A 25,797-nucleotide genomic window follows, 5' to 3' on the forward strand; every position below is an offset into this window, starting at 1 on the left:
TTTTTTGATTAAAAAAACAAAAATAATTATTTAGATGTACTAAATTTAAATAATTTTTTAAATGGTGTGAACGGTGATAAATCTGAGATTTTCTTTTTAATTGATTCGTCAAGAGTTTGAATTATATTTCTAATTATGTTTTCTTTATCTTTTGTCATTATTTCGTCCTTTTCATCCATTAAAGATTTACTTATTTCTCTAATTTTGTCTTGAAGTAAAATATTTATACTTTCGATGTTGCCCTTTAAGTCTTTTTCAATTAATTCTCTTAATTTCGGTATTTCTTCTTCAGTAATTAAGTTTTTTATTCCTTCTTTATCTTGAAGTAAAGATCCATACATTTCTGTAATTTTATCTTGAAGTAAAATATTTATACTTTCGATTTTGCCTTTTAATTCTTGTTTAAGCGAATCTCTTAAGTTTGGTATTTCTTCTCCAATGATTAAGTCGTTTATTCGGTCTTTATCTTTAATCAAAGAATCATACATTTTGTTAATTTTTGCTTGAATTAAATTATTTATAATTTCTATTTTGGCTTTTAATTCTTGTTTAATTGAATCTCTTAAGTTTAATATTACTTCTTGAATAATTAATTTTTTTATTTCTTCTTTATCTTTGATCAAAGAATCATAAATTTTGTTAATTTTTTCTTGAATTAAATTATTTATACCTTCAATATTTATGCTTTCAATTTTTCCTTTGAATTCTTCTTTAATTGAATCTCTTAGGTTTGGCATTTCTTCTTCAATAATTATTTTTTTCATTTCTTCTTTATCTTGAATCAAAGATTTATAAATTTCTTCAATTTTGTATTTTAATTCTTCTTTAATTGAATCTCTTAAATTCGGTATTTCTTTTTCAATAATTAAGTTTTTTATTTCTTCTTTATCTTTAATCAAAGAATCATACATTTTGTTAATTTTTTCTTGAATCGAATTAAATTGAATATTAATTTGTTTCTCTATTTGTTGATCTTTTTTAGCGATTAATTCTTCTGCTTGTTTATTCCTGCTAGCAATTGCTTCTTCTAATTGGTCTTTTATTTTATCTATTTGATCTTTTATTTGTTTATTTCTTTCAGCAATTGCTTCTTCTGCTTGGTCCTTTATTTTTTCTGTTTTGTCTGTAAAGTTTTCTGCAAAAGCCTGTATTTTACCAATTACAATAATCACTGCCAAAGCAATACCTAAAAGAACTAATAATAAATAAATCCTTTTAAATAAATAATTCTCTTTTTTTTTGAATGACATATAATTTATATATACCCCTTCAATTCCTTATTTTGAAATAATAAATTTTAATCTTACTTATCATTTTAATCATAATTTTAATATTTAATATAATTAAATACAATAAAATTATACTTATTTAATCTATAAAAATCTAAAAAATGAATATTTTAAATTCAAACAAAATGATATTATATTAAAAAAATAAAATTATCAAATGAATTTAAACTTTTTTTAAATAAATTTGATAATTTTATTTGGTGGAGATGAGGGGATTCGAACCCCTGTACAAAATTAATTCGTTTTTTAAATCTACATACTTATTTTATTTATTTAAATTAAATATTTTAATAAATTTTAAATAATTTATTAAAATTACCGAATAAATTATGAGAAGAGTAAAGAAAAAAATGTTAGAAAAAATATAAAGGTATTGACATTAAAACAATACTTAGTTTTAATTTATAAAAAATATTTTAAATTAAGCGTAAGCTAATTGTCCAAACATTCCTTTGTTATTTAATGATACAAAAGGATAAGAAGATACTGCTTCTTCGTTTTTATTATTGCCAGTTATTTTAAAAACCTCGAACGTTTTTACTTGCGCAACCAAGATATGCATAAAAAACTCCTTAATTTTGGCAAATTCCTAAAACATCCCCTTATATAATTATAATATAATTAATATCAATTGCAATAAAAAAACTTTATATTAATGCAACAATATTATTTATGCAATCAAATTTACAATAACCAATTACACATTACTTATTCAATAGTATAAAAAATTATAATTTTTTTATAAATAAATATTTTTTTATTCTTTTTTTTGTTCATTTGTTGTCAAAAGTTTGATAGCTAATTCTGTAGCTATTCTTCCACGTGAAGTTCTTTTAATATACCCTTCTTTAATTAAATAAGGTTCGTATACTTCTTCAATGGTAAAAATTTCTTCTCCAATAGTAACCGCAAGATTTTTAATGCCTACAGGACCACCATTAAATTTATAAACTAAATTTTTTAAATAATTAAAATCTGTCGCGTCTAACCCATTTTCATCTATTTGTAATTTTTCTAAAGTATTCAAAGTAATATCATAACTAATTTTTTTTTTAGAATAAATTTCTGCGAAATCTCGGGCTCTCCTAAATAAACGATTTGCTATACGAGGTGTTCCCCTACTTCTTTTGGCTAATTCTTCTAAAGCCTGTTCTTCTATTTCATTGCCGTAAACAGAAGAAGTTCTTTTTAAAATTAATTTTAATTCTTTTTTATTATAATAATCTAATTTCAAAATCAAACCAAAACGATCTCTTAAAGGAAAAGCAATATTGCCAAATTTAGTAGTTGCTCCGATTAAAGAAAAAGGGGGCAAATCAATTCGAATTGTTCTTTTTTCATCATTTTTACCAATAGTAATATCTAATACATAATCTTCCATGGCCGAATATAAAATTTCTTCAACATTTTTAGGAAGACTATGTATTTCATCAATAAATAAAATATCGCCTGTTTGTAAACTGCTTAAAAGAACTGCTATATCACCTATTTTTTCAATATTAGAACCGCTTGTAGTTTTAAAATTAACGCCTAATTCATTAGCTATAACTTTAGCTAAAGTAGTTTTACCTAAACCAGGAGGCCCATAAAATAAAAGATGATCTATTGATTCTTTTCTTTTTTGAGCTGCTTTTAAATAAACAAACAAAATTTTTTTAATTTTATTTTGACCTATGTATTCACTTAATTTTTGAGGTCTCAAAAATTTTTTGTTTTCATTATTATCTTCAATTTGATTATCATGATCTTCTTGTAATTTGAAATTTTTCATATTTTAAATTCCCCAAAATTTTAATATTATTTTTTTTAAAAAATTATTTCATCATGAATGATAAAGCATCTTTAATAATAATTTCTATTTTTTTATTAAAATCTAATTTATTAATCACGTTTTCAATTTCTTTATTTTTAAAACCCAAATTGATTAATACTTCTTTAACATCTTTTTGTTTGGGATTTAAAGAAAATTGATTTTTATAAAATGACCCATTATTTTGTAAATTAAAAATAATTTGTTGAGCTGTCTTTTTACCGATGCCCGGAAATTTAGATAAATAAATAAAATTATTTTCAGTTATTGCTTTTTGAATCTCTTCAAATAAATCCTGATTAGTCAATAAAATAGCGCTTTTAGGACCGATTCCTGAAATAGAAATTAATTTTTTAAAAAAAAATAAAATTTCAGTATTTAAAAAACCATATAAAGAATGAATATTTTCTTTAACATAAAAGTAAGTAAACATTTTAACTTCTTGATTAATAGCGAAAACATAAGGGTTGGAAAAAACAATACGATAACCGATCCCATTATTTTCTAAAACAACGCTATCATTATGAATAGAAGTAATTTTTCCTTTAATATAAAAATACATAAAATATATAATTTCCTTTGTTAAATTTATTTTAAAAAATATCCTTTTATGAAAATTTTTGAATATGTTATAATATCATAAACGTTAAAATTTATGATAAAAAATAAAACATAAACGAAAGTGATTTTTTTCAATTATGACTCTATTAAAAGAAAATATACCCTATTCAGAAGATAATAATAATTTAAATACCTCTGATAAAATAGATCACACTGAATCTAATTTATTATTAGAAATTCAAAAAATAGAAACATTTTTAAAAAAAATTAATTTTTGTGATAATTTAGAACAAGAAAATTTCTTTACAAATTGTCAAAAAAATCAATTTCAAGAACAAGACACATTAAAAAAAAATTTCCTAAAGAATATAAACAAGTTAAATATTCAACATAAAAATAATATATCAAAAATTTTAGAACAAAAAAAAAATTATCAACAACAAACAAATTTAAATCATAAAGATTATTTTCTTTTAATCGAAAACATAAAAAACGAAATAAAACAAAAAGATTTAGAAAAAAAAGAAATATATACTAAATTTAATATTCAAAAAGAAGAAATTGAACAAAAATATAAATTAAATTTTAATAATATTAACGAAACAGAAAAAGAAAAAAAACTTCAAAAAGAACAATTAACTCAAAAATTTTCTGAAGATAGTAAAATTCTATTAGACAAAACTAAAATTCTTATCTCTAATATTATAAAAGATTTTGAACAAAAACATATTATTTCTAATGATGAAATAAACCAAATGAAAAAAGAACAAAAAGAACAAATAATTTGTTTAAATCAAAAATATAAATCTTATTTCAATCAAATCCAAAAAGAGCAAAATCAAGAAAAAAAAAAATGTTTAAAAAAACTTCGATATAACAATATTTTATTTCAAAAAAATTTAAATAAACATAATGAAATTTTAGCCCAAATAAAACAAAAATTTGTTCAAAAAAAGAATACTTTAGAAAAGGCGATAAATAAATTATTTGTAGAACAAAAATTAAAAATATTTTTTGCGCTAAACATGACAATCGAACCCGCACAAAATCAAAAATTTATTTCCTTGATGAATCACAATAAAACAAACAAATTAAAATATTTTCAAAATTTATATCTTTGGCATAAAAAATATATATTTTTAAAATTATTGTATCAACAACAAACTAAAAAAAACGATATCGAAAATATTTTTTTAGATAAACAAAAAAATGTAAAAATAAAAAATAATAATTTGTTAAAAGAAAAAGATAAAGAAATTATTAATAATAATACTATTAAAAAAATAAAACTTTTAGAAACTAATTTTCTAATTTTTGAAATGAATAAAAAATATAACATTCTAAATATAGAATTAAAAGAGGAAGAAGAAGAAAATAATTTAGAGTATTTGTATTATCAAGATAATAACAAAATAGACATTTATTTGAATTATTTGAATTACCAAAAACAAATACTTATGATTCAAAAAGAAAGAGAACAAAAAACTTTTTTAATACAAAATCAATTAAGGATAGAAATTATTAAATTAAATGCTCAACATTTAGAAAATACTATACAAAATATCAACCAAAAAATAGATTTAAATAAAAAAAAGATAGAATTAAATAAAACACATAACAAAAACAATATTTTTAAAAAAATTAATTTCAAACAACAAAAAGAATATTTTCGCAAAAGAACCTCTCTAACTCAATTAGAAATAGAATATGAAATTCAAAGATATTTTAATTACAATAAATCTTTTTCAGATAATTTAATTTCATTTATTGATTATATGAAAAATCGAAATAAAATAAAAGAAAATTTATTCAACGAAATTGTAAAACAAATAAATAAATGTATCGAAAAAAAACAATATCAAACGAAAGAATTAAAAAAAATTCTAGATTTATTCCCGTTATTCATAAATAACATTAAAAATAAACAATTTTTTTACCATTACATTCTAAAAGAAAAAATAAAAAAACTTAAACAATTAAGACTTCAACAAAAAATAGATTTCCATAATCAAATTTGTCAATATGCAAAAAAAAATATTTTTTATATTCACAATATAATTTATAAAAATAAATTAAAAAACAAAAAAAAATACGCAGAAATAGAAAACAAAATTAAAAATTATGAACAAATGTATCTCTCTTTAAAAAAAGAAAATATTTCGTTACAAAAAGAAAAAGAACAATCCAAACAAGAACAATTGATTCAAAAAATAAAAAAAATTCAAAATTATAAATTAAAAAAAAATGGTTTATATCAAAATAAAATCTCTTCTTTTTTTATCAAAATGGAAAATATTCCAAAAGATAAATCTCTTTTAAATAAAATTTATTTAAAATTTTATAAATTTAAAATTAACATTTATTTTTCTAAATGGATAAACAATATTAATTTTTTAAATCAAATTTTAAATAAAGAATATAACACTTTATTCCAAAACATTAACACTTTAAATAAAAAAACATCACTCGAAGCAAAACAAATATTAACTGATAACAAAAATAAAATAATATGGTTATCTGAACATTTTTTAGATATCATTAAAAACATAAATCATATCAATATTAAAAATTTAAAACAAAACCAACAAAAAGAAAAAAATATTTTAAATAACCAATTAATTCTTAATACAAAAATTTTTGAATTCCGATCACAAAACAAAAAAAAAGAAAATGATTTAATTGAAGAAAATTTAAAAGATGTTTTAGCCACGATCCAAAATAATTTTGATATAAAATTTAATCAAATGAGAATAAAAAGTTTGAATCAAGAAAAAAAATTAATTCAAAATTTAAATACTAAAATAAATAATATTTTGACAAAAAATAAAACAATAGAAAATAAAAAAATTTTAATGAAAACATACCATAAACAAGAAGAAATAAATATTTTGTCAATTAAAGATAAAATAAAAAATAAATATGATAATTATAATTCGATTTTATCACGACACAAAAATAAAATAATTAAAAAAATGAAACAAAATATTTATTACCTTTTTTTATTGCAAAAAAAATCTTTATGGAAAACTAAAATAATGTTTTATTTCAAAAATTTTAAAAAAAAATTAGAAATCAAAAAAACTTATACCCAAAATCAAAAAAAAATTAATTATAAAATTAAAATACAATTATTTTTATACAAACAATTCGCAATATTTTTATAAATTCAAAATATCTTTTAAAATGTTATATAATATAATGTATATATAAAAAATATTTTTTTCTCTTATATTTCTTAAATTTATTTTTTTAATTAAAAAAAATTTTTATAATTCATCGCTTTTATAAAACTCATTTAACTACAAAAAAGGAAATTAAATATTGAATATAGGACTTCAAATAAGGAACTTAAGAATAAATAAAAAAATAACTCAAAAAGATTTAGCACAAAAAATTAATGTGACTAGTGGGTATATTTCCCAAATTGAAAATAATTTAATTTCTCCTTCCTTAAAAATTCTATTTTCGTTGCTAAAAATTTTTAAAATATCAGCTTCAGATTTTTTTCAAGAAGAAAAAAATATAGAATTAATTCATAAAAAAGATAATTTTTTAGCTGTAAAAGAAACTAATTTAAAAAATACCACTTATTATCTTTTCCCTTATTTAACAAGATATCAAATAGAACCAATTATTATAGAAATAGAATCTCAAGGACAGACCCCTATAAATAATGACAAAAAAGAAGATATATTTGTTTTTGTTCTCGAAGGAGAAATTATTTTAATTTTAAATAAATTTAGATATTTTTTAAAAAAAGGCGATACTTTTTATTTATTCACAAATAAAAAATATTATTTATTGAATCAAAGCGAAGAAACAACAAAAATATTAAAAATAATTTCGCCTGGGAAAAACATATAAGGAGTATTTGTCTAATGAAAAAAATTATTATTGCTGGCAATTGGAAAATGAATAAATGTAAAAATTCAGCATTAAATTTTATTTATCAAATAAATAATAAAGTGCCTGATAGAAAAAAAGTAGAAACTATCATTTTTCCACAAATAACTTTATTAGATGCTTTAACTCAAATAGAAGGTAAAAATTTAAGAATAGGCGCTCAAAATGTTTTTTATAAAAATGAAGGATCTTATACAGGAGAAATTTCACCTATAAATATTCAATCTTTAGGTATTAAATATTCTTTAATCGGTCATTATGAAAGGAGAAAAAATTTTAGAGAAACAGATTATACAGCAAATTTAAAAATTTTAGCTCTGCTCAATGTGAATATCTATCCTATCGTTTGCATAGGCGAAAATATTGTTGCTAAAGAAAAAAATGAAACTCAAAAATTTTTAGATAATCAATTAGAAAATATTTTCCAAAACGTTCCTTATCATTCAACAGAAAAAATTATATTAGCTTATGAACCTTGTTGGGCTATTGGCACAACCAAACATCTTAAACCTAAAGATACTAATGAAATTATAAAAAATATTCGCAAAAAAATTTCTTCTTTATTTTCTGAAGAATTAGCTCAAAAAATAAGAATTATTTATGGTGGCTCTATTAATGTTAATAATATAGAATCTATCTTAAAACAAAAAGAAGTTGATGGTGTTTTGATAGGTAAGAGTTCTTTAAACATAGAAGATTTTTTATCTTGTACTAGAATAGGATTAAAAATATATAACAATAAATATTCTAATTATTAAAAAAATTTTAAAAAAATTAAGAAAGTTGCTTTAAAAAATGGAAAAAAAGAAATGACAAAATGGTTAAATAATTTAAATGAACAACAAAAAGCAGCAATTGAAACTAATAAAAGAGCTGTTTATGTTCATGCTGGAGCCGGAACAGGCAAAACAACAACTTTAACAAATAAAATTATTCATTTAATAAATGAATTAAAAATTGAAGGCCGAAATATTTTAGTAGTCACTTTTACTAATAATGCTGCTAAAGAACTCAAAGAACGTTTAAAAAAAATGATTGATACTCATATTTTGTCTTCTTTAACAATTTCTACTTTTCATTCGTTGGGGCATCTTATTTTAAGAAAATACATTTCTTATTTAGATTTAAACCCTTCTTTTTTTATTGCTGACGAACAAAAAAAAAGACAAATAATTCAAGAAATAATTAAAAATTTAAAATTAGATAAAGAATTATATAAACCAAAAGAACTTCAAAAAAAAATGTCTCGAATGAAAACAAATAAAATAAAAGCAAAAATTTATAAAGAACTAAATTTATCTCAAAATAAAAATTTTGAATCATTTCTTCCTGATAAAGAGGAACAAATACTTCAACTTTACAATAAAAATTTAAAAAAAAATAATTTTGTAGATTTCGATGATTTAATTATTTATCCTTACAAATTATTAAAAAATAATTCTTCTATAGCTTCTTTTTATCAAAAAAAATTTACTCATATTTTAGTAGATGAATTTCAAGATATTGATTTAATACAATATCAATTAATAAAAATAATAGGCCAAAATAATTTTGCTTTTGTAGTAGGAGATCCTAATCAAAACATATACAGTTTTAGAGGAGCAGATGCTATTTGTAATAAATTATTTCTAGAAAATTTTAAAGCTGATATTTTTTATTTAAAACAAAATTATCGTTCTACTCAAAATATTTTAGATAAAGCTAATCTTTTAATAAAGTATAATTATTATAATAAAAATAATTCTTTTCAAGCGAATCTTAAAACGAATCTTAAAAATAATAAATTAGAGGGAGAAAAAATACATCATTATCATTATTTTAACGATGCCCAAAAAGAAGCCAAATTTATTGTTACCAAAATCAAAGATTTAGTTAATAACAAAAAATATAATTATAAAGATATAGCGATTTTATATAGAAATAATAATCTTTATAAAGAAATAGAAAATAGTTTAAATATCCAAGATATACCTTATGTTATCAATAAAGCAATACCTTTATATAATAAAAAAGAAATCAAAGATTTCATTTCTTATTTAAGAGTTCTATGTTTTTTGAAAAACGATTCTGATTTCAAAAGAATTATTAATACTCCACCGCGTCAAATAGGAAAAACTACAATACAAACATTGGAACAAATAGCTAATCAAAAACAAATTTCTTTGTTCGAAGCTATAAATCATGTATCTGATGAAAATAAAATTAAAATAAAAATTAATAATTTAAAGAATATCTTTCAAAAACTATTAAATGTCTTTTATGATGAATCAAAATGTAATTTATCTAATGTTATTTTTTTAATTGATGAAATTATTCAATATTCTAACACTTTATCTAAAAATAAAGAAGAAAATGCAAAAATTAAAAATAATTTAACTAATTTACAAAAAATTTTTGATGCAGAAAATAAAAAACAAAATCAAGGTACTTTTTTAGAAAAATTAAATATTTTATTAAATAAAATAATTTTATCTAGTGAAAAAGAAAATGATAATCAAGATCAAATTCTTTTATCTTCTATCCATAAAGTAAAAGGATTAGAATTTAAAGTTGTTTTTGCTATAGGTTGGGAAAAAAAAATTTCTAAATATAATAAAAATAATATGTCATTGGATGATAATGAAATTCAAGAAGAAAGACGCATTGCTTATGTTGCAATAACAAGAGCAAAAGAATTACTATATCTTACTAGTTCTAAATATAGATTTTTAGATGGCCAAAAGGTATTGTGTCAACCTGTCTCTTTTTTAAAAGAAATGGAATTATCCGAACTAGAAGAACAAAATGAAAATAAAAATAAAGAAAATAAACAAAAATACAAAAAAATTTCAAAAAATGAAACAATATATAAAGCAGGAGATAAAATTATACATAAAACCTTTGGAAAAGGATTTATTATTTCAATAAACAAAGATATTTTAACTATTATTTTTTCTAAAGATCATGGCATAAAAAAAATACTTATTACTCATTCTTCTTTAGAAAAAATTTAATTATTTATCGCCATCTCTTTTGTTAAATATAAAAAAAATATATTAATATCATTCTGTTTAAATTATTGATATTAATAAATTTTATTTTTTTTAATAATCTTTAATTAACAAATATTTTTTTATTTATTTTTAAAAAAATATTTTATAAAGGCAAAAAAATGTGCTTATCAAAACAATTAAAAACATTGCCTGCTATACCAGGATGTTATTTATTTAAAGACAAAAACCAAAATATAATTTATATTGGCAAAGCTAAAAATTTAAAAAATAGAATTAAAAGTTATTACCAGGGTTCTCATAATCACAAAACTAATCTTTTGATTTCAGAAACTACCAATGTAAATTATATTTTAACCAATAATGAATTAGAAGCTCTAATATTAGAGTCTAATTTGATTAAAAAATATACACCTAAATATAATTTTAAATTAATTGATGACACTAGTTATCCTTATATTGAAATAACCAATGAAAAACATCCTAGATTAATATCAGTCAGATATAAAAATGTACCGCCAAATAAAAAAATATTTGGGCCTTTTCCTAATAATGAAATTGTTAAAGAAACAATAAGTATATTATATAAAATTTATCCTTTAAGAAGGTGTCATCCTATAGATAAAAAAGCCTGTGTTTATTACCATATCCAACAATGTTTAGGACCTTGTCATAATCCTCAAGTTGATTATCAAAAAAATATCGATGCCATAACTAAATTCTTAAAAGGTAATAGCAAAGAAATTATTACAAAAATAAAAAAATCTATGCAACAAGCTAGTAAAGCATTAGAATTTGAAAAAGCATTAGAATATAAAAAAATTTTATTTTCTTTAACAAAAATAACAGAAAAACAATTTATTAATAATATAATTAAAAATAAAAGTTGTGATATTATTGCTAGTTATTTTAATCAAAACGAAATATCTTTATACATATTAAGATTAAATAAAGGAAATATTTTTGATCATCATCAAATAATTTTATCTTATGTAGGAGATGCAGAAAACAACATTATTACTTATTTAAATTTATACTATCAAGGACAAATTATTCCTGAAGAAATTATTTTAGGTTCAGAATTAAATAAAGAAAAATCAAAAATTCAAAAATTATTAAAAACAAAAATAACTATTCCTTTGAAAAAAAATAATAAATTTCATTTATATCAATTATCTTTAAAAAATGCTAAACAAAACCTTTTGAAAAATAATTTAATTCATAAATCCAAATTCCAAATAATGCAAGATAATATTTATGAATTATCGACTTTCCTAAATAAAACTGTTAATTATATTGAAATTTTTGATAATTCACATCTATTTGAACAATCTTTTGTATCAGCTATGGTTGTATTTAAAAATTTTCAATTTGACAAAAAAAGTTATCGTAAATTTCACATAGAAAAAGAATTTCAAAATGACTACAGTTCTTTTAAATATATATTACAAAAACGTTATAAAAAGCTTTTAAATATGAAAGCTCCCTTACCTGATCTAATTTTAATAGATGGAGGGCAAGGACAATTTAATGTTTGTTTTCAAACTTTAAAGGACATGAATTTAAATATTTTGTTAGGAGCATTGAAAAAAAATAAAAAACACCAATTAGAAACTTTAATCACAGAAAAAGGTACTTTTTATTTAAATTCCGAAAATAAAATATTTCGTTTTTTATTGCAATTAAGCACAGAAGTACATCGTTTTGCTTTATATTTTCATAAAAAAACTCAACAAAAAAACATAAAAAATTTTTTATCTTATGTTCCACAAATAGGAATAAAACAATATCAAAAATTATTAGAACATTTTAAAGATATAGAAGAAATCAAAGCAGCTCCTTATGAAGAATTTCAAAAATTAAATATTCCTTATAATGTGTTTATTAAGCTTAAAAAAAATATATAAAAATATTCAAATATAAAAATAAGAAAGTAATGTTAATATATCCATGAACAATAATCCAATGATAAAAATTAGAGGTGCTAGAGTTAATAATTTAAAAAATATTAATCTAGATATTCCTAAATTTCAATTTATTGTAGTCACTGGTGTTTCAGGCTCAGGTAAATCTTCTTTAGTTTTCGATACTTTATATCAAGAAGGTAAAAGAAAATATATAGAATCTCTTGATTCCTCTTTAAGGCAAGTTTTAGGCAATTTTAAAAAACCAGATGTTGATCAAATCGAAGGTTTGTGCCCATCTATTCACATTGAAAAAAAAATAATGTCTCATAACATACGTTCTAACGTAGGGACTATGACAGAAATTTATGATTATTTACGATTATTGTACGCTAATATTTCTATCCCTTTCCATCCCATCACAAACGAACCAATCCAAAATCAAAATTTAGAAGAAATTGCTGAAAAAATTTTAAAATTTCAAATAAATTCTAAAATTTTTATTTTAGCGCCATGTATAGAAGGGGAAAAAGGAACACATCAAAAACTTTTAAAAAAATTAAAAAAAGATGGTTTCTTAAATTTAATTATCGATGATCAAATATTATCTTTAAATAAAAATTTACCTTCATTAGAACCAGAAAAAAATCATAACATTTATATAATTATAGATCGTTTAGAAATAAAGAAAGATAACAAAGAAAGATTATATGACTCTTTAGAATTATCTTTTTCTTTGGTTTCTGATAAAGTTTTTATATTTCAAGATTCCAAAATTTTTAAATTTTATCGTAATTATTCTAAAATTGATAATGATTTGGTTATTCCAAAAAGAGATATAAAATTATTTTCTTTTAAGCATTCTTATGGATTTTGCACTAATTGTAAAGGAATAGGGATCAAAAATACAATAGATCCAAAATTAATCGTTCGTTTAGATAAATCTATAAACAATGGAGGTATTATACCTTATTTATGCCATAAAGAATTATATACTCAAATACATGATTTAAAATCTTTTTGTAAAAATAATAACATTGATATGAATGTAACTTTAGAAAAATTAGATGCTCAATCATTAAATATTCTTCTTTATAAAAATAAAGATAAACTTTCTAAAGAAAATGATAATTTTAATACTCTGGATATGGGAGTTATTAATGTTTTAGAATATTATTATAATTTAGAAAATGATAAAAATAATATTAATTGGTTTATCGATTTATTTATGTCTCAAAAAAAATGTAATCTATGTTTAGGTGCGCGTTTAAACCAAGGAGCTTTACTATTCAAAATTCAAAACAAAAATATTTATGAGTTAACTCAATTAACTATAGAAAATTTATTAGTTTTTTTTCAAAATTTAAAATTAACCAATGAAGAAAAACAAATATCAAATTTAATTTTTCAAGAAATATTAAATAGACTTAATTTTTTAAAAAATATTGGTTTAGATTATTTAACTTTAAATCATTATAGTAAAAATTTATCTGGCGGAGAAATACAAAGAATTAAATTAGTGAATCAAATTAGTAAAAAATTATCAGGAGTCTTATATACATTAGATAATCCTTCCATCGGATTACACCCTAAAGATAACGAAAAATTAATCAAATCTTTAAAAACAATTAAAAATTTAGGAAACACAGTTTTAGTAATAGAACGCGACCTTAATACAATTTTAGCAGCTGATTATGTTATAGATATGGGATTATTATCAGGAAATAAAGGCGGAGAAATAATAGCTTATGGCACTCCTCAAGAAATTATGAAAAATAAGCAAAGTTTAACAGGACAATATCTTTCTGGCAAAAAAATAATTGATGTTCCAAAACAAAGAAACCTAATTAATCATCATAAAACAATTAAAATTAAAAATATTTACGACAATAATTTAAAAAATATTAATGTTATTTTTCCTTTAGAAATTTTTACAATTATTACAGGTGTATCAGGTTCAGGGAAATCAACTTTATTACAAAAAATTTTATCTTTGGATCTTCAAAAGCAAAATTTTTTAGAAAAATTAGAAAATAAAAAAAATATATTATTAAATAAATATAATAATATTCCAAAAATTATTAAAATTATTCCTTCTTCCATAGGAAAAAAAAATAAAAGTAATTTGGCGGTTTATACTAAAATTTTTGATAATATTAAAAATTTATTAGCAAATACTACAGAAGCTAAAATAAAAGGATATACTAAAAATAATTTTTCTTTCAATAATATCAAAGGACGTTGCGAATATTGTTATGGTCAAGGAATGAAGAAAAAAAATATGTATTTTCTGCCTGATGTTTTCATTAAATGCAAAAAATGCAATGGTCAAAAATTTAATAAAGAAATATTGCAAATCAAATACAAAGACAAAAATATTGCTGATATTTTAAATATGACAGTTAAAGAAGCTTTTTTATTTTTTGCTAATTTTACGATTATTAAATTTCAACTAAAAATTTTAAAAAAAATAGGTTTAGAACACATCATTTTAGGTCAAGAATTTACAACTATTTCAGATGGGGAACTTCAAAGAATTCAATTAGCTCATGAATTAGCTAAAAAAAAAAATAGAAATACTATTTATATATTAGACGAACCAACTATAGGATTACATTCAGAAGATGTGAAAAAGTTCATTGATATAATTCATTATATAATTAAAAACCAAAAAGCTACCGTTATTATGGTCGAACATAATTTAGATGTAATTAAGAATGCTGATTATATTATCGATTTAGGGCCTCAAGGAGGGCCTAATGGAGGATATATAATAGCTGAAGGAACCCCTGAAGAAATAAGCCGAAATCCTCAAAGTTATACAGGACAATATTTAAAAAAAATATTAAATCTAAAATAAATACAAAAAAATAAGGTCAAAATTATATGACATTCAAGATTAAAACTTTATACAAACCAAGCGGTGATCAACCTATAGCTATCGAAAAAATACTTTCTAACTTTCGAAAACAGATCAAAGAACAAATTATTTTAGGTGCTACAGGCACAGGAAAAACTTTTACCATAGCCAATGTAATCCAAAAATTAAATCAAAACACTTTAATTATCGTTCATAATAAAACTTTGGCGGGGCAATTATATAACGAACTAAAAGAAATATTTCCTGAAAACAAAATAGAATATTTTATTTCTTATTATGATTATTACCAACCAGAAGCTTATGTTGTTTCTAGCGATACTTATATTAAAAAAACATCTAAAATAAATGGAGAAATAGATCAATTACGTCATAGAACAATTAATTCTTTGATTTATGGCCAAAAAGTTATTGTTATTTCCTCTGTATCTTGTATTTATGGTATCGGAGATATAAATGATTATAAATTATCTGTTCTTTATTTAGAAAAAAAACAAACTTATTCTTTAAAAGATATATCAAAACAATTAGTAGAAATGCAATACAAAAGAAATGATGTTGAATTTGACAGAAGTACTTTTAGAATTAGAGGTAATAATTTAGAAATTATTTTATCTTCAGAAAATAAAAAAGGTATCAGAATTATATTTGATAACGAAGAAATTGAACAAATACAAATTTTTAATATTTCAAAAGGAGATATAATCAAAAATTTAAACAATATAACTATTTTTCCAGCTTCTCTTTATATAGCGAATAAACAAAAAATAAAAGAAACTATTAAAAGAATTCAAACAGAATTAAATGAACGTATTCAACATTTTAAAGAAAAAGATAAATTAGTAGAAATGCAAAATCTTAAAAAAAGAATAACAAATGATATCGAAATGTTGCAACAAATAGGTTATTGCAACGGTATTGAAAACTATTCTCGTCATTTATCTCTGAAAAAAAAAGGAGAAACCCCTACAACTTTAATTGATTATTTTAATAAAAATTTTTTAACTATTATTGATGAATCCCATGTTACCATCCCTCAAATTAAAGGAATGTATGCTGGCGATCATTCTAGAAAACAAAATTTAGTAAATTATGGTTTTTGTTTGCCTAGTGCTTTAGATAATAGACCTCTAATGTTTTCTGAATTTGAAAAAAAATTAGACAAAGTAATTTATTTATCGGCCACTCCAGGAGATTATGAACTCGAAAAAAAAATTCCTATTATAGAACAAATTATTAGACCCACTTTTATTTTAGATCCAGAAATAGAAGTGAGACCTACCAAAAACCAAATTGAAGATTTATATTTTGAAATAAAAAAAAGAGCAAAAAAAAATGAAAGAACTTTGGTCACAACAATAACTATCAATATGAGTGAAGAGTTAACTAATTATCTAAAAAAAATAGGGATTAAAGCAACTTATTTACATAGTGAAATAAAATCTCTTGAAAGAATGATTATTTTAAAAAAACTTAGATCAGGTATTTATGACTGTTTAATTGGTGTAAATTTATTAAGAGAAGGATTGGATTTGCCGGAAGTTTCTTTGGTAGCTATTTTAGATGCTGATAAAACAGGTTTTTTAAGAAGTGAAAAAAGTTTAATCCAAACCATAGGTAGAGCGGCAAGAAATACTAAAGGAAAAGTTATCATGTACGGAGATGAAATGACAACTGCTATGAAAATAGCTATTAAAGAAACACTACGCCGCCGTCGCATACAAAAAAATTATAACTCAAAGAATAATCTTATACCATCTGTTATTCATAAAAATAAAAAACAAACAACAGACATTAATAAAGATAAAAACGAAAAAATAGAATCTTTATTATTTGATAATAATAAATCTCACAAAAATTATAATTTAAAAGAACTTAAAAAATTAATGACAAAAGCTTCTAAAAAATTAGATTTTGAAAAAGCAGTTTTTTATAGAAATTTAATTATAAAATTAGAAAATGAAAAAAATAAAAATGAAATTTAGTGTTAAAAAAATAAAATTTTTTTGTACATAAACAAATACAAAAAAATCCAAATTTAATAATATCGTTAATCATAAAATAGGTCCCAAATTTTAAATATTTAAAAATATAATCAATTTTGAAAATATTTTTTTATTAATATTACAAGTTAGACTGTTTTTGCTTTCATGAAATAAATAAGGAAAAAAAGATAATAAAAAAGATCGCGCTATTATAAAAATTTGTAAATTATTTTAAATAAATGATTTCAAACATAAAATAAAAAAATTTATAATAAAGCAAAGATCCTATGATATAGTCTCTAAAATTAAAAATTAAATATTATGAATTGAAATTTGTTATAATAATAAATATTTATATAAAATAAAAATATTTGATTGTATCAAAATATTGATGACAATTTATATATAATCGAAAATAAAGATCAGATAATAAATGAATAAAATAAATAAAAAAAACAAAAATATAAAAGTAGTTTCGACATCTACCAGTTGTTTAGATCATTGTTTGTATGATATCGGAGATATTGATCTAGTTAGAATTAGAATTTATATAAATAAACAAGAATATATTGATGGCAAAACTATTGAAACTAAAGATTTTTATAATATTTTAAGTAAAAATAATAATTTAGATATTAAAACATCTCAACCTCCTATCGGTGAATTATTTTGTTATTTTAATGATATAGCAGAACAAGGCTATCAAACAGCTTTTGTAACGACTCTTTCTAAAAAATTAAGCGGTAGTTATAATACTATTTGCCAAGTACAAAAACAATTAAAAGATAAAATAAACATAATCGTTTACAACACTAATACTGTTTGTTTTTCTGAAGGATATTTTGCTTTAGAAGCGAGGCGTTTATTTGATCAAGGAGCTTCTATAGAAGAAGTTATCCAACATTTAGATTTTATAAAACAAAATAATACTATTTTTTTTATAGTAGGTTCTTTACAACAACTAATTAGAAATGGCCGTTTAAGCAAAACAAAGGGTTTTTTAGGTAGATTGTTAAGAATTAAACCTATTCTACAAGTTAATGATAAAGGAGAAATTATTTTAATTGAAAAAAGAATAACTATAGATAAAGTTTTTGCTTCTATTTTGAATAAAATTAAAAAATATACGGCTAATAAAAAATTTTTAATTCATCTTTTAACTGCTGGCCATACTTCTTTTAAAGAAAAATTTAAAACGCTTTTAGAAAAAGAATTTAATTTAAAGAATATTGTAGAAATACCTTCAACTCCTTCCATTGGTGCTCATATAGGAGATAATGCTTTAGGAGTTGGAATAATAATTTTGAAATCTTAATACAAAAATGAATTAAAAAGGTATAATTTTTTTGATGAAAAATTGTAATCAAGAAAAAATCAAAATCCAAAAAGCACAAAAAATATTAAAAAAAATAAAACAAAAAGGATTTGAAGCTTTTATTGTAGGCGGAACAGTTAGAGATATAATTTTACAAAAACCTATAGAAGATATTGATATAACTACTAATGCTCATTATGAAGAAATAAAGCAATTTTTATTTTGTAAAAAGAAAAATATAAAATATGGTTCTTTTGAAATTATTTTTGAAAAAGAAAAATTTGAAGTTACTACTTATAGAAAAGAAGGGCCTTATTTGAATCACAGAAACCCTTCTTATATCGAATTTATCAAAGATATTAAAAAAGATTTAAAAAGGCGTGATTTTACTATTAATAGTTTCTTAATGAATGAAAAAAACGAAATTATTGATTATTTAAAGGGTTTAGATGACCTAAAACAAAAAAAAATAAAAACTATCGGAGATCCTTATACAAAATTAACAGAAGACGCTTTGAGAATGATGCGTATTTTTCATCTTCAAGCTAAAACTAATTTCGAAATAGAAAAAGAAACTAAAAAAACTTTAACAAATAATATTTTTTTAATAACCAATATAAAACCTCATGAGATTATTAGAGAATTAAAAAAAATAACAAAACAAAAGTTTTTTCAAAAAGCTTTTTTATCTTTAAAAGAGACTAATGCTATTTCTTTTTTAAAAGAATTTAAAGAAGGAATTCTTTTTGTAATTGAAAAAAAAATTAAAAAAATAACTCCAGAATTTTTTTTAGATTTGTCTTTTATTTTGAATCCTAACATAATAAATTCTTTTGTTTTCAATAAAGAAGAAAAAAAAAGATTTCAAAAATTAATGTTGTTATATTACAACAATAAAAAAATTGATTATTTCATATGAATCAAAATTATATTCTTGCAAAAAGAGGTAACAAAATATGAATCAAACTTTATTTTTAAAAGATAAACAAATAAATAAAAAAATGTCTTTTGTAGGAAAAATAACTAGCATTAATAAAGGAGAAAATTTTTTTAATGTTGATCTTTTATTAACAGAAAATTTTAATATTAATATTAAATTAGATTCTTCTTTTGAAACACCTGAAAAAGAAAAAATATACTTATTTGAAACAGAATACAAAACAAAAAAAGAAAAAAAATTTTTAACATGTATAAAATTTAATATAATAGAAGAAATTTTAGATTTAAAACAAATATATTATTATTATAATCATTTTTTCAAATGTTCACCTGTTTCGTTTGATATGATGGATGAACAAATAACTATGTTTTCATCTAATGTTCAAAATCCTGTTTTAAAAAAAATAACTCATAGTTTATATTCCAAAAATAAAATATTTTTTTTAATTTCACCAGCAGCTTGTAAAATGCATCATGATTTCTATGGAGGTTTAGGATATCATACTCTTAATATGTTAAAAATATCTAAACATTATACTGAAATATATCCTTTTTTGAATAAAGATCTTTTAACTTGTGGTATCATTTTACATGATATGGCTAAAATATCAGAATTTAATTTTTTATCTAAAAGTTATACAAAAGAAGGAATTTTATTAGGGCATTTAATTTTGGGAGTTAATAATATTCATGAAGAAGCTCTTTTATTAGGTTTACAAAATACAGAAGAAATTTTGCTTTTGAAACATTTATTAATTTCTCACCATGGTTTGTTGAAATATGGTTCATCAAAAGAACCTAAAACTGGAGAAGCTCTTTTATTGTGGTATTTAGACGATATAGATTCTAAATTTCACGCTTTAAATGAAAAAATAGAACAAACTAAGAAAGGAGAATTTACCGAAAATTTATCTGTTATAAATGGTAAATCTTTTTATAATCCTGATTTATAATTTTCTTCGTAAATTTTTAATTTTCTTCGTAAAATAATTTTAATTATTCCGAAAAATATAATAAAAAATAATCAAAAATTATTGCTTTTCCCCAAAATATATAAAGAAAGGTTTTTTAGAGAATTTACAATGTACAAAAATAAAAAAAATATAGATTTAGGCTTTATAATTAATCAAAAAAAAACAATTTTAATTGATTTTTTTGCCTCTTGGTGTGGACCTTGTCAAAAATTAATGCCAATTTTAGACGTTTTTTCTCAAGAAAATCCAAACATAGAATTAATCAAAATCGATGGTGATTTATATCCTGATTATATGAATCAATATAATATTAAAAGTTTTCCTACTTTAATTTTATTTAAAGATGGGAAAGAAATAAAAAGAAAAATAGGTTATTGTTCAAAAGAAGAATTAATATCTTTTGTTAAGTAATTTATTTTTTTGATGCCTTTTTTAAAAACTACCATTATTAAGATAAAAAAATTAATAAATTATAAAAAAATATTTCGGAATTATAAAAAAATAATTTTAAAATTTTTTAATTAAAATAAATCAAAAATAATGTTTATTGAAAAAAATAAAAATTATTATTAATTATCATTTTATCAATTTAAGAAAATAAAAAAAAATAAATTATTCAAAAAAATAATAACTTTCTTATAAAAAAATTTAATTTTACAAAATAATAAATTTAATAAAAAAAAATAAAATTTACTTGTAACAAAATCTAACATATTTGTATACATTGTTAATATAATAATAAATGGAATTCAAATTATAAATGAAACTAAATAAATGTTATTGAATTCAATTTAATATGGAAAAAAATTTTAGAAAGATGGGTTATTTATAGAAATTATTATGACAGATAATAAAAATAAAAAAATTAATATTTTAGGTTTGCCTATTCATATAATTTTTGGTATTTTATTTATATTTTGTATCACGGCTTATTTAGGTTTCCGTGAAAGAATCACACTAACCGAAACAAAACAAGAAGACTTTAATCCTCAAATATGGCATAAAATGATATGTATATTATTATTTTCAATGGTTTTGAGTGGTATATTCAAAGCAATAGGAAAAAATACTCCTATCTTACGAAACATAGGTGGTGGAGCTATTTTATGTTTACTTGTTCCTTCGTTTATTTTTACCTTTCCAATAATAAAATCTAGCGAGTGGACTCGATTCACAAAAATATTTAAAGATAATAGAAATTTTGTTAATCAAGATGGTTTGATGGCTTTTTCTCAATTTTTTGTTGCTTTTTTAGTGGCTGGTAGCCTTTTAAGTATTAATAAAAATGTTTTAAAAAATGCTATTAAAAAATTTTTACCATTAGTTGTCATTTCTTTATTTATATCTGCTTCAGTAGTTGGGACAATAGGTTTTTTATTGAAACCTATAAAAGATTTAGGTATACCTGGAATTAGTCCAGATCGTTCATTTGTAAATGCTATTTGTTTTATTTTTATTCCTATTTCTTGTGGGGGAATAACATGTGGAATAGTTCCTCTTACAAAAATAATGAGTCAAGGTAATGCTGCGTTTGAAGAAAAATTTTCATCAATTATTATGCCTTCCTTAATAGTTGGAGGTATTATGAGTGTTATTGTAAGTGGATTAATTAAAACTTTTTTTAAAAACAGTAAATATAATTCGCCTACAGGACAACTTGAAAAAGAAATATTGTTTGAAAATAAAAATACTAACATAAAAAAAACAGAATCTAAAGAAGAAAATATTAGTGATGATAAGATAAAAACTGGTTTCATCATTGTTTTTGCTTTATACATTTTAAGTTCCTTATTAAGATATTCAACTGTTCTTTTATTACAAAGTGTATTAAAAAATGCATCTAATTTGGTTCCACCAGTTATTGTTTTTTTAGTATTAATTATTTTCTTATTAAAATTGTCTGATTTAATTCCTTCTTATTATGTTGAAAGAGTTAATCAAGCTTCTAAATTTGTAACAACACATTTTTCAGATGCTATGTTAATTATAGTTGGTATAGGACTTAATTTTAATACATTCATAAATAAATGTCAAGAATTACCTTTTATAATAACTTGTTTATGTTGTGTTATTACTACAGCTTCAGCTGCCGCTTTTCTAGGTAATAAAATGGGTTATTATCCTGTTCAATCTTCTATTTCTGCTGGACTTTGCGCTAATAGTATCGGTGGTGCGGGTAATCTAGCTATTTTAGAAGCTTCTGATTCAAAACAATTAATGCCTTTTGCTCAAATATCTACTCGTATAGGTGGAGATATTATTGTTATTGTTGCCAGCATTATTTTCCCTATTTTTTATAAATTAGTCTAAAAAAATTAAAAAATATTAAATATTATGAAATATTCAATTGATTCAAAAAATAAATCTCGAATTGATTTGTTTGATAAAAACAAAATAAAACATTTTCTAATAGATATAGCAATCAATTCAATAGAAACAGAATTATTATGTTATCCATCTTTAGGACTTGTTTCTTTTCGAGATTCTGGTTGTCATTTGGATATGAATATCGAAACTTTTTTAAGTTCTAAAGATACTTTTTATGATTATTTTGAAGAAATAAGTGATTTATGCATCAATTTGAAAGAACTCAACTTTAATAAATTAAGACAATTAGGTATTAAACAAGAAAAAAGAATGTTTCGCGCTACTAATAATATAAATACTCACAAAGGATTAATTTTTTCTTTTGGTATAGTTTTTTATATAACTTTTTATAGTTTAATTAATAATATTGATTTTTCTTGTTGGAGCGATAAAATCAAAAAATTTACAAAACCTTTAGAAAATGATTTTTTATTTTTTCGAAACAAAACTAAAGGTGAAAAAATATTCCAAGACTATGGCATATTAGGAGCTCGTGGAGAAGCTTTATCAGGATATCACAACATTTTTGCCAAAGGTTTACCTTTTTTAAAAAAATGTTGCGATAAATATCCTAATTTAAAAAAAAACGAATTATATTTATGTTTATTAATTTTTTATTTAAAAGAAATTAATGATACTACTTTAATTTCTAAAATAGGTTATAAAAAAAATCAAGAAATAAAAGAAAATTTTCGACAATTAATTGATATTTTAGAAAACATAAATTTTGAATTGTTTTTAAAAAAAATCATAAAACACAATAATTTTTACAAAAAAGAAAATATATCGCCTGGAGGATGCGCTGATCTTTCTGTCATAACTTTATTTTTATTCTATTTTTATAATTAAATGCAATAAACATCCTCTTTTATAAAAAAAACAGAAATTTTTAAAATTATATCAACATTTTTTTAAAAAGTTATCAAAATTCTTACTTTTTTTGTTTAGTATTTTTTTAAATTTTTAATTTCAAAAATAAAAAAAAGGTCGTTTTAGAATGGAAAATATTAAAAAACATATAAAACAATTAAGTTTAAATCCTCTAAGTGTTATTGTAAGAACTAAAACTTATAAAGATGCTCAAAAAGTATTAAAGAATACATTAGAAAATGGTTTTCTTTTTGCAGAAATAACTTTAACTGTTCCTAATGCTTATGAATTAATCAAAGAAAATAGTAAAAAATATCCTAAAGCTTATATTGGCGCAGGAACTGTTTTAACTTTAGAAGAAGCAAAAAAATCTATAGAAAAAGGAGCTAAATATTTAGTATCTCCTGTTTATAATGAAGAAATTTTAAAATGGTCTTTAGATAATGATATTTTATACATACCAGGTGTTATGACTGTTAACGAAATGTATCATGTTACTCAAAGCGGAGCACAAATATTTAAATTTTATCCTGCTGTTTCTTTAACCCCAGAAACTTTAAAATTAATAAAAAGTCCTTTTCCTAATTTTAAAATATTAGCAACTGGAGGAATTAATTTAAATAATATTGAAAATTATTTTGATGCTGGTATTTTAGCTGTAGGTATTACTGGTATTTTAGGTGGTATTTCTGATATAGTAGATGAAAAAATAATATCTAATTTAGCATCTAAATATGTACAAATTATTCAAAAAATAATTCAAAAAAGAGGTAGATCTTTAAATGAGTAATAATTATGAAAATATCAATTCTGATCAAATAGTATTTTGTGGATCTTTAGCATCAAGTGATTGTTTAGTAACTATTGAACCTAATAAAGAAAATAAAATAAATATTTCAATAGAATCTCCTTTTATTCGTCAATTCGGGAAAAGAATAAAAAAATTATCTTTAGATATTCTTGAAGAAAGAAAGATTTCATCTTGTAATTTAATAATCCAAGATCAAGGTGCAATTGATGAAGTTATAAAATCTAGAATTGTTACAGCTTTAGATAGAATGAAAAAAGAAAATAATAAAAAAAGTTAATAGAGAGAGAAATGGGCAAAATGAAAAAAAATAGAAAAACTATGTTATTTGTTCCGGGTAATACTTCTTCTTTATTTAAAGATGTTATTTCTTATGAAGTTGATACTGTAATGTTTGATTTAGAAGATTCTATCAGTGTTGAAGAAAAAGATTCTGCTAGAGAATTAACTAAAAATATGATTAATTTTTTTGATTATAATCAATACAATATCGAGGTAGCTGTCAGAATTAATCATTTTGATACAATGTTTTACGAAGAAGATTTAAAAGTTATGGTATCAGAATCTAAAACAAATATATTGCGTTTGCCTAAAATAGAAACCAAAGAAGATGTTTTAAAAATTATAAGTGATATAGAAAAATTAGAAAAACAATTTAATAGAAAAGAAGAAATTAAATTATTTTGCGCACTAGAAAGTGCAAAAGGTATTTTAAACGCTTATGAAATAGCGACTTCGTCCAAAAGAGTTGTTGGAATTGCTTTAGGCGGAATTGATTATTTATTAAATTTACAAGCTGTAAAAACAAATTCAAGACATGAATTATTGTTTGCACGTCAAATGATTGTTCATGCTGCTAGAGCCGCTAATATTGATGCTTTTGATTGTGTTTATAGCAATGTTCAAGATTTAAAATGCTTAGCCCAAGAAACTCAATTTGCAAAAGAATTGGGATTTAATGGTAAATCAGCTATTCATCCTAATCAATTACCTATTATTAATAATATTTTTGCTCCCGATAAAAAAGAAATATCTGAATCTTTAAAAATTTTACATGCATACAAAGAACACAAACAATCTAATAAAGGTGTATTTTCTATAGAAGGACAAATGATAGATAAACCTGTTATACAACATGCAGAAAATATTTTAATGAGAGCAAATATAAAAAACCCTTTAATTTAATGAATATTATTAAAAAAAG

At 21.2% G+C, this 25,797-nt stretch carries 20 protein-coding genes; 16 read left to right on the forward strand and 4 right to left on the reverse strand.

Translation table 11 applies throughout. From position 1 onward, the window contains the following. Positions 1 to 26: 26 nt before the first annotated feature. The 4 genes from ACTCUI_RS00250 to ruvA all read right to left on the reverse strand — a co-directional run bounded on the left by ACTCUI_RS00250 (position 27) and on the right by ruvA (position 3,661). On the reverse strand, positions 27 to 1,250 hold the full coding sequence (locus ACTCUI_RS00250) for a hypothetical protein (protein ID WP_463430628.1): 1,224 nt from the start codon (positions 1,248 to 1,250) through the stop codon (positions 27 to 29). Between the two features lie 460 nt (positions 1,251 to 1,710). Further along, on the reverse strand, positions 1,711 to 1,851 hold the full coding sequence (locus ACTCUI_RS00255; protein ID WP_463430630.1) for a hypothetical protein: 141 nt from the start codon (positions 1,849 to 1,851) through the stop codon (positions 1,711 to 1,713). Positions 1,852 to 2,046: 195 nt separating this feature from the next. After that, complete coding sequence (gene ruvB / locus ACTCUI_RS00260; protein ID WP_463430632.1) at positions 2,047 to 3,060, reverse strand: Holliday junction branch migration DNA helicase RuvB; 1,014 nt, start codon at positions 3,058 to 3,060, stop codon at positions 2,047 to 2,049. A 43-nt stretch (positions 3,061 to 3,103) separates the two neighbouring features. Next, entirely contained in the window at positions 3,104 to 3,661 is a 558-nt protein-coding gene (ruvA, locus tag ACTCUI_RS00265; RefSeq protein ID WP_463430634.1) for a Holliday junction branch migration protein RuvA, read from the reverse strand. A 136-nt stretch (positions 3,662 to 3,797) separates the two neighbouring features. Between ruvA and ACTCUI_RS00270 the strand changes: the two genes are divergently transcribed. The 16 genes from ACTCUI_RS00270 to ACTCUI_RS00345 all read left to right on the forward strand — a co-directional run bounded on the left by ACTCUI_RS00270 (position 3,798) and on the right by ACTCUI_RS00345 (position 25,778). Continuing rightward, positions 3,798 to 6,824, forward strand: coding sequence for an RNA polymerase beta'' subunit family protein (locus ACTCUI_RS00270; protein ID WP_463430636.1), 3,027 nt, complete (start codon positions 3,798 to 3,800; stop codon positions 6,822 to 6,824). A gap of 157 nt (positions 6,825 to 6,981) precedes the next feature. Further along, positions 6,982 to 7,524: a helix-turn-helix domain-containing protein gene (locus ACTCUI_RS00275; RefSeq protein ID WP_463430638.1), complete on the forward strand. Its 543-nt coding sequence runs from the start codon at positions 6,982 to 6,984 to the stop codon at positions 7,522 to 7,524. Between the two features lie 14 nt (positions 7,525 to 7,538). Continuing rightward, the gene (gene tpiA, locus ACTCUI_RS00280) at positions 7,539 to 8,321 is read left to right on the forward strand and encodes a triose-phosphate isomerase (RefSeq protein ID WP_463430640.1); all 783 of its coding nucleotides are present in this window, start codon (positions 7,539 to 7,541) and stop codon (positions 8,319 to 8,321) included. A gap of 51 nt (positions 8,322 to 8,372) precedes the next feature. Beyond that, complete coding sequence (locus ACTCUI_RS00285; RefSeq protein ID WP_463430642.1) at positions 8,373 to 10,556, forward strand: ATP-dependent helicase; 2,184 nt, start codon at positions 8,373 to 8,375, stop codon at positions 10,554 to 10,556. A 158-nt stretch (positions 10,557 to 10,714) separates the two neighbouring features. Continuing rightward, positions 10,715 to 12,460, forward strand: a complete 1,746-nt coding sequence (gene uvrC, locus ACTCUI_RS00290; RefSeq protein WP_463430644.1) for an excinuclease ABC subunit UvrC — start codon at positions 10,715 to 10,717, stop codon at positions 12,458 to 12,460. Positions 12,461 to 12,503: 43 nt separating this feature from the next. Further along, positions 12,504 to 15,317 carry an excinuclease ABC subunit UvrA gene (uvrA, locus tag ACTCUI_RS00295; protein ID WP_463430646.1) on the forward strand — a complete coding sequence of 938 codons (2,814 nt, stop codon included), beginning with the start codon at positions 12,504 to 12,506 and terminating at the stop codon, positions 15,315 to 15,317. Positions 15,318 to 15,343: 26 nt separating this feature from the next. After that, positions 15,344 to 17,320 carry an excinuclease ABC subunit UvrB gene (gene uvrB, locus ACTCUI_RS00300; protein ID WP_463430648.1) on the forward strand — a complete coding sequence of 659 codons (1,977 nt, stop codon included), beginning with the start codon at positions 15,344 to 15,346 and terminating at the stop codon, positions 17,318 to 17,320. A gap of 433 nt (positions 17,321 to 17,753) precedes the next feature. Beyond that, positions 17,754 to 18,635 (forward strand): DegV family protein, encoded by an 882-nt coding sequence (locus tag ACTCUI_RS00305; protein ID WP_463430650.1) that lies wholly within the window; start codon positions 17,754 to 17,756, stop codon positions 18,633 to 18,635. A gap of 34 nt (positions 18,636 to 18,669) precedes the next feature. Beyond that, on the forward strand, positions 18,670 to 19,554 hold the full coding sequence (locus ACTCUI_RS00310; protein ID WP_463430652.1) for a CCA tRNA nucleotidyltransferase: 885 nt from the start codon (positions 18,670 to 18,672) through the stop codon (positions 19,552 to 19,554). 37 nt (positions 19,555 to 19,591) lie between these two features. Further along, a complete protein-coding gene (locus ACTCUI_RS00315; protein ID WP_463430654.1) occupies positions 19,592 to 20,527 on the forward strand; it encodes an HD domain-containing protein in 936 nt (311 codons plus the stop codon). Between the two features lie 129 nt (positions 20,528 to 20,656). Beyond that, positions 20,657 to 20,959 carry a thioredoxin family protein gene (locus tag ACTCUI_RS00320; protein ID WP_463430656.1) on the forward strand — a complete coding sequence of 101 codons (303 nt, stop codon included), beginning with the start codon at positions 20,657 to 20,659 and terminating at the stop codon, positions 20,957 to 20,959. A 429-nt stretch (positions 20,960 to 21,388) separates the two neighbouring features. Continuing rightward, on the forward strand, positions 21,389 to 22,858 hold the full coding sequence (locus ACTCUI_RS00325; RefSeq protein ID WP_463430658.1) for a 2-hydroxycarboxylate transporter family protein: 1,470 nt from the start codon (positions 21,389 to 21,391) through the stop codon (positions 22,856 to 22,858). A gap of 24 nt (positions 22,859 to 22,882) precedes the next feature. Next, a complete protein-coding gene (locus ACTCUI_RS00330; RefSeq protein WP_463430660.1) occupies positions 22,883 to 23,764 on the forward strand; it encodes a triphosphoribosyl-dephospho-CoA synthase in 882 nt (293 codons plus the stop codon). A 148-nt stretch (positions 23,765 to 23,912) separates the two neighbouring features. Further along, a complete protein-coding gene (locus tag ACTCUI_RS00335) occupies positions 23,913 to 24,575 on the forward strand; it encodes a bifunctional 4-hydroxy-2-oxoglutarate aldolase/2-dehydro-3-deoxy-phosphogluconate aldolase (RefSeq protein WP_463430662.1) in 663 nt (220 codons plus the stop codon). Further along, positions 24,568 to 24,873 carry a citrate lyase acyl carrier protein gene (gene citD / locus ACTCUI_RS00340; protein ID WP_463430664.1) on the forward strand — a complete coding sequence of 102 codons (306 nt, stop codon included), beginning with the start codon at positions 24,568 to 24,570 and terminating at the stop codon, positions 24,871 to 24,873. Before ACTCUI_RS00335 ends, citD begins: the two co-directional genes overlap by 8 nt. A 20-nt stretch (positions 24,874 to 24,893) precedes the next feature. After that, complete coding sequence (locus ACTCUI_RS00345; RefSeq protein WP_463430666.1) at positions 24,894 to 25,778, forward strand: aldolase/citrate lyase family protein; 885 nt, start codon at positions 24,894 to 24,896, stop codon at positions 25,776 to 25,778. The last annotated feature ends 19 nt before the right edge of the window (positions 25,779 to 25,797 follow it).

The sequence above is a fragment of the Brinjal little leaf phytoplasma genome (assembly GCF_978563805.1).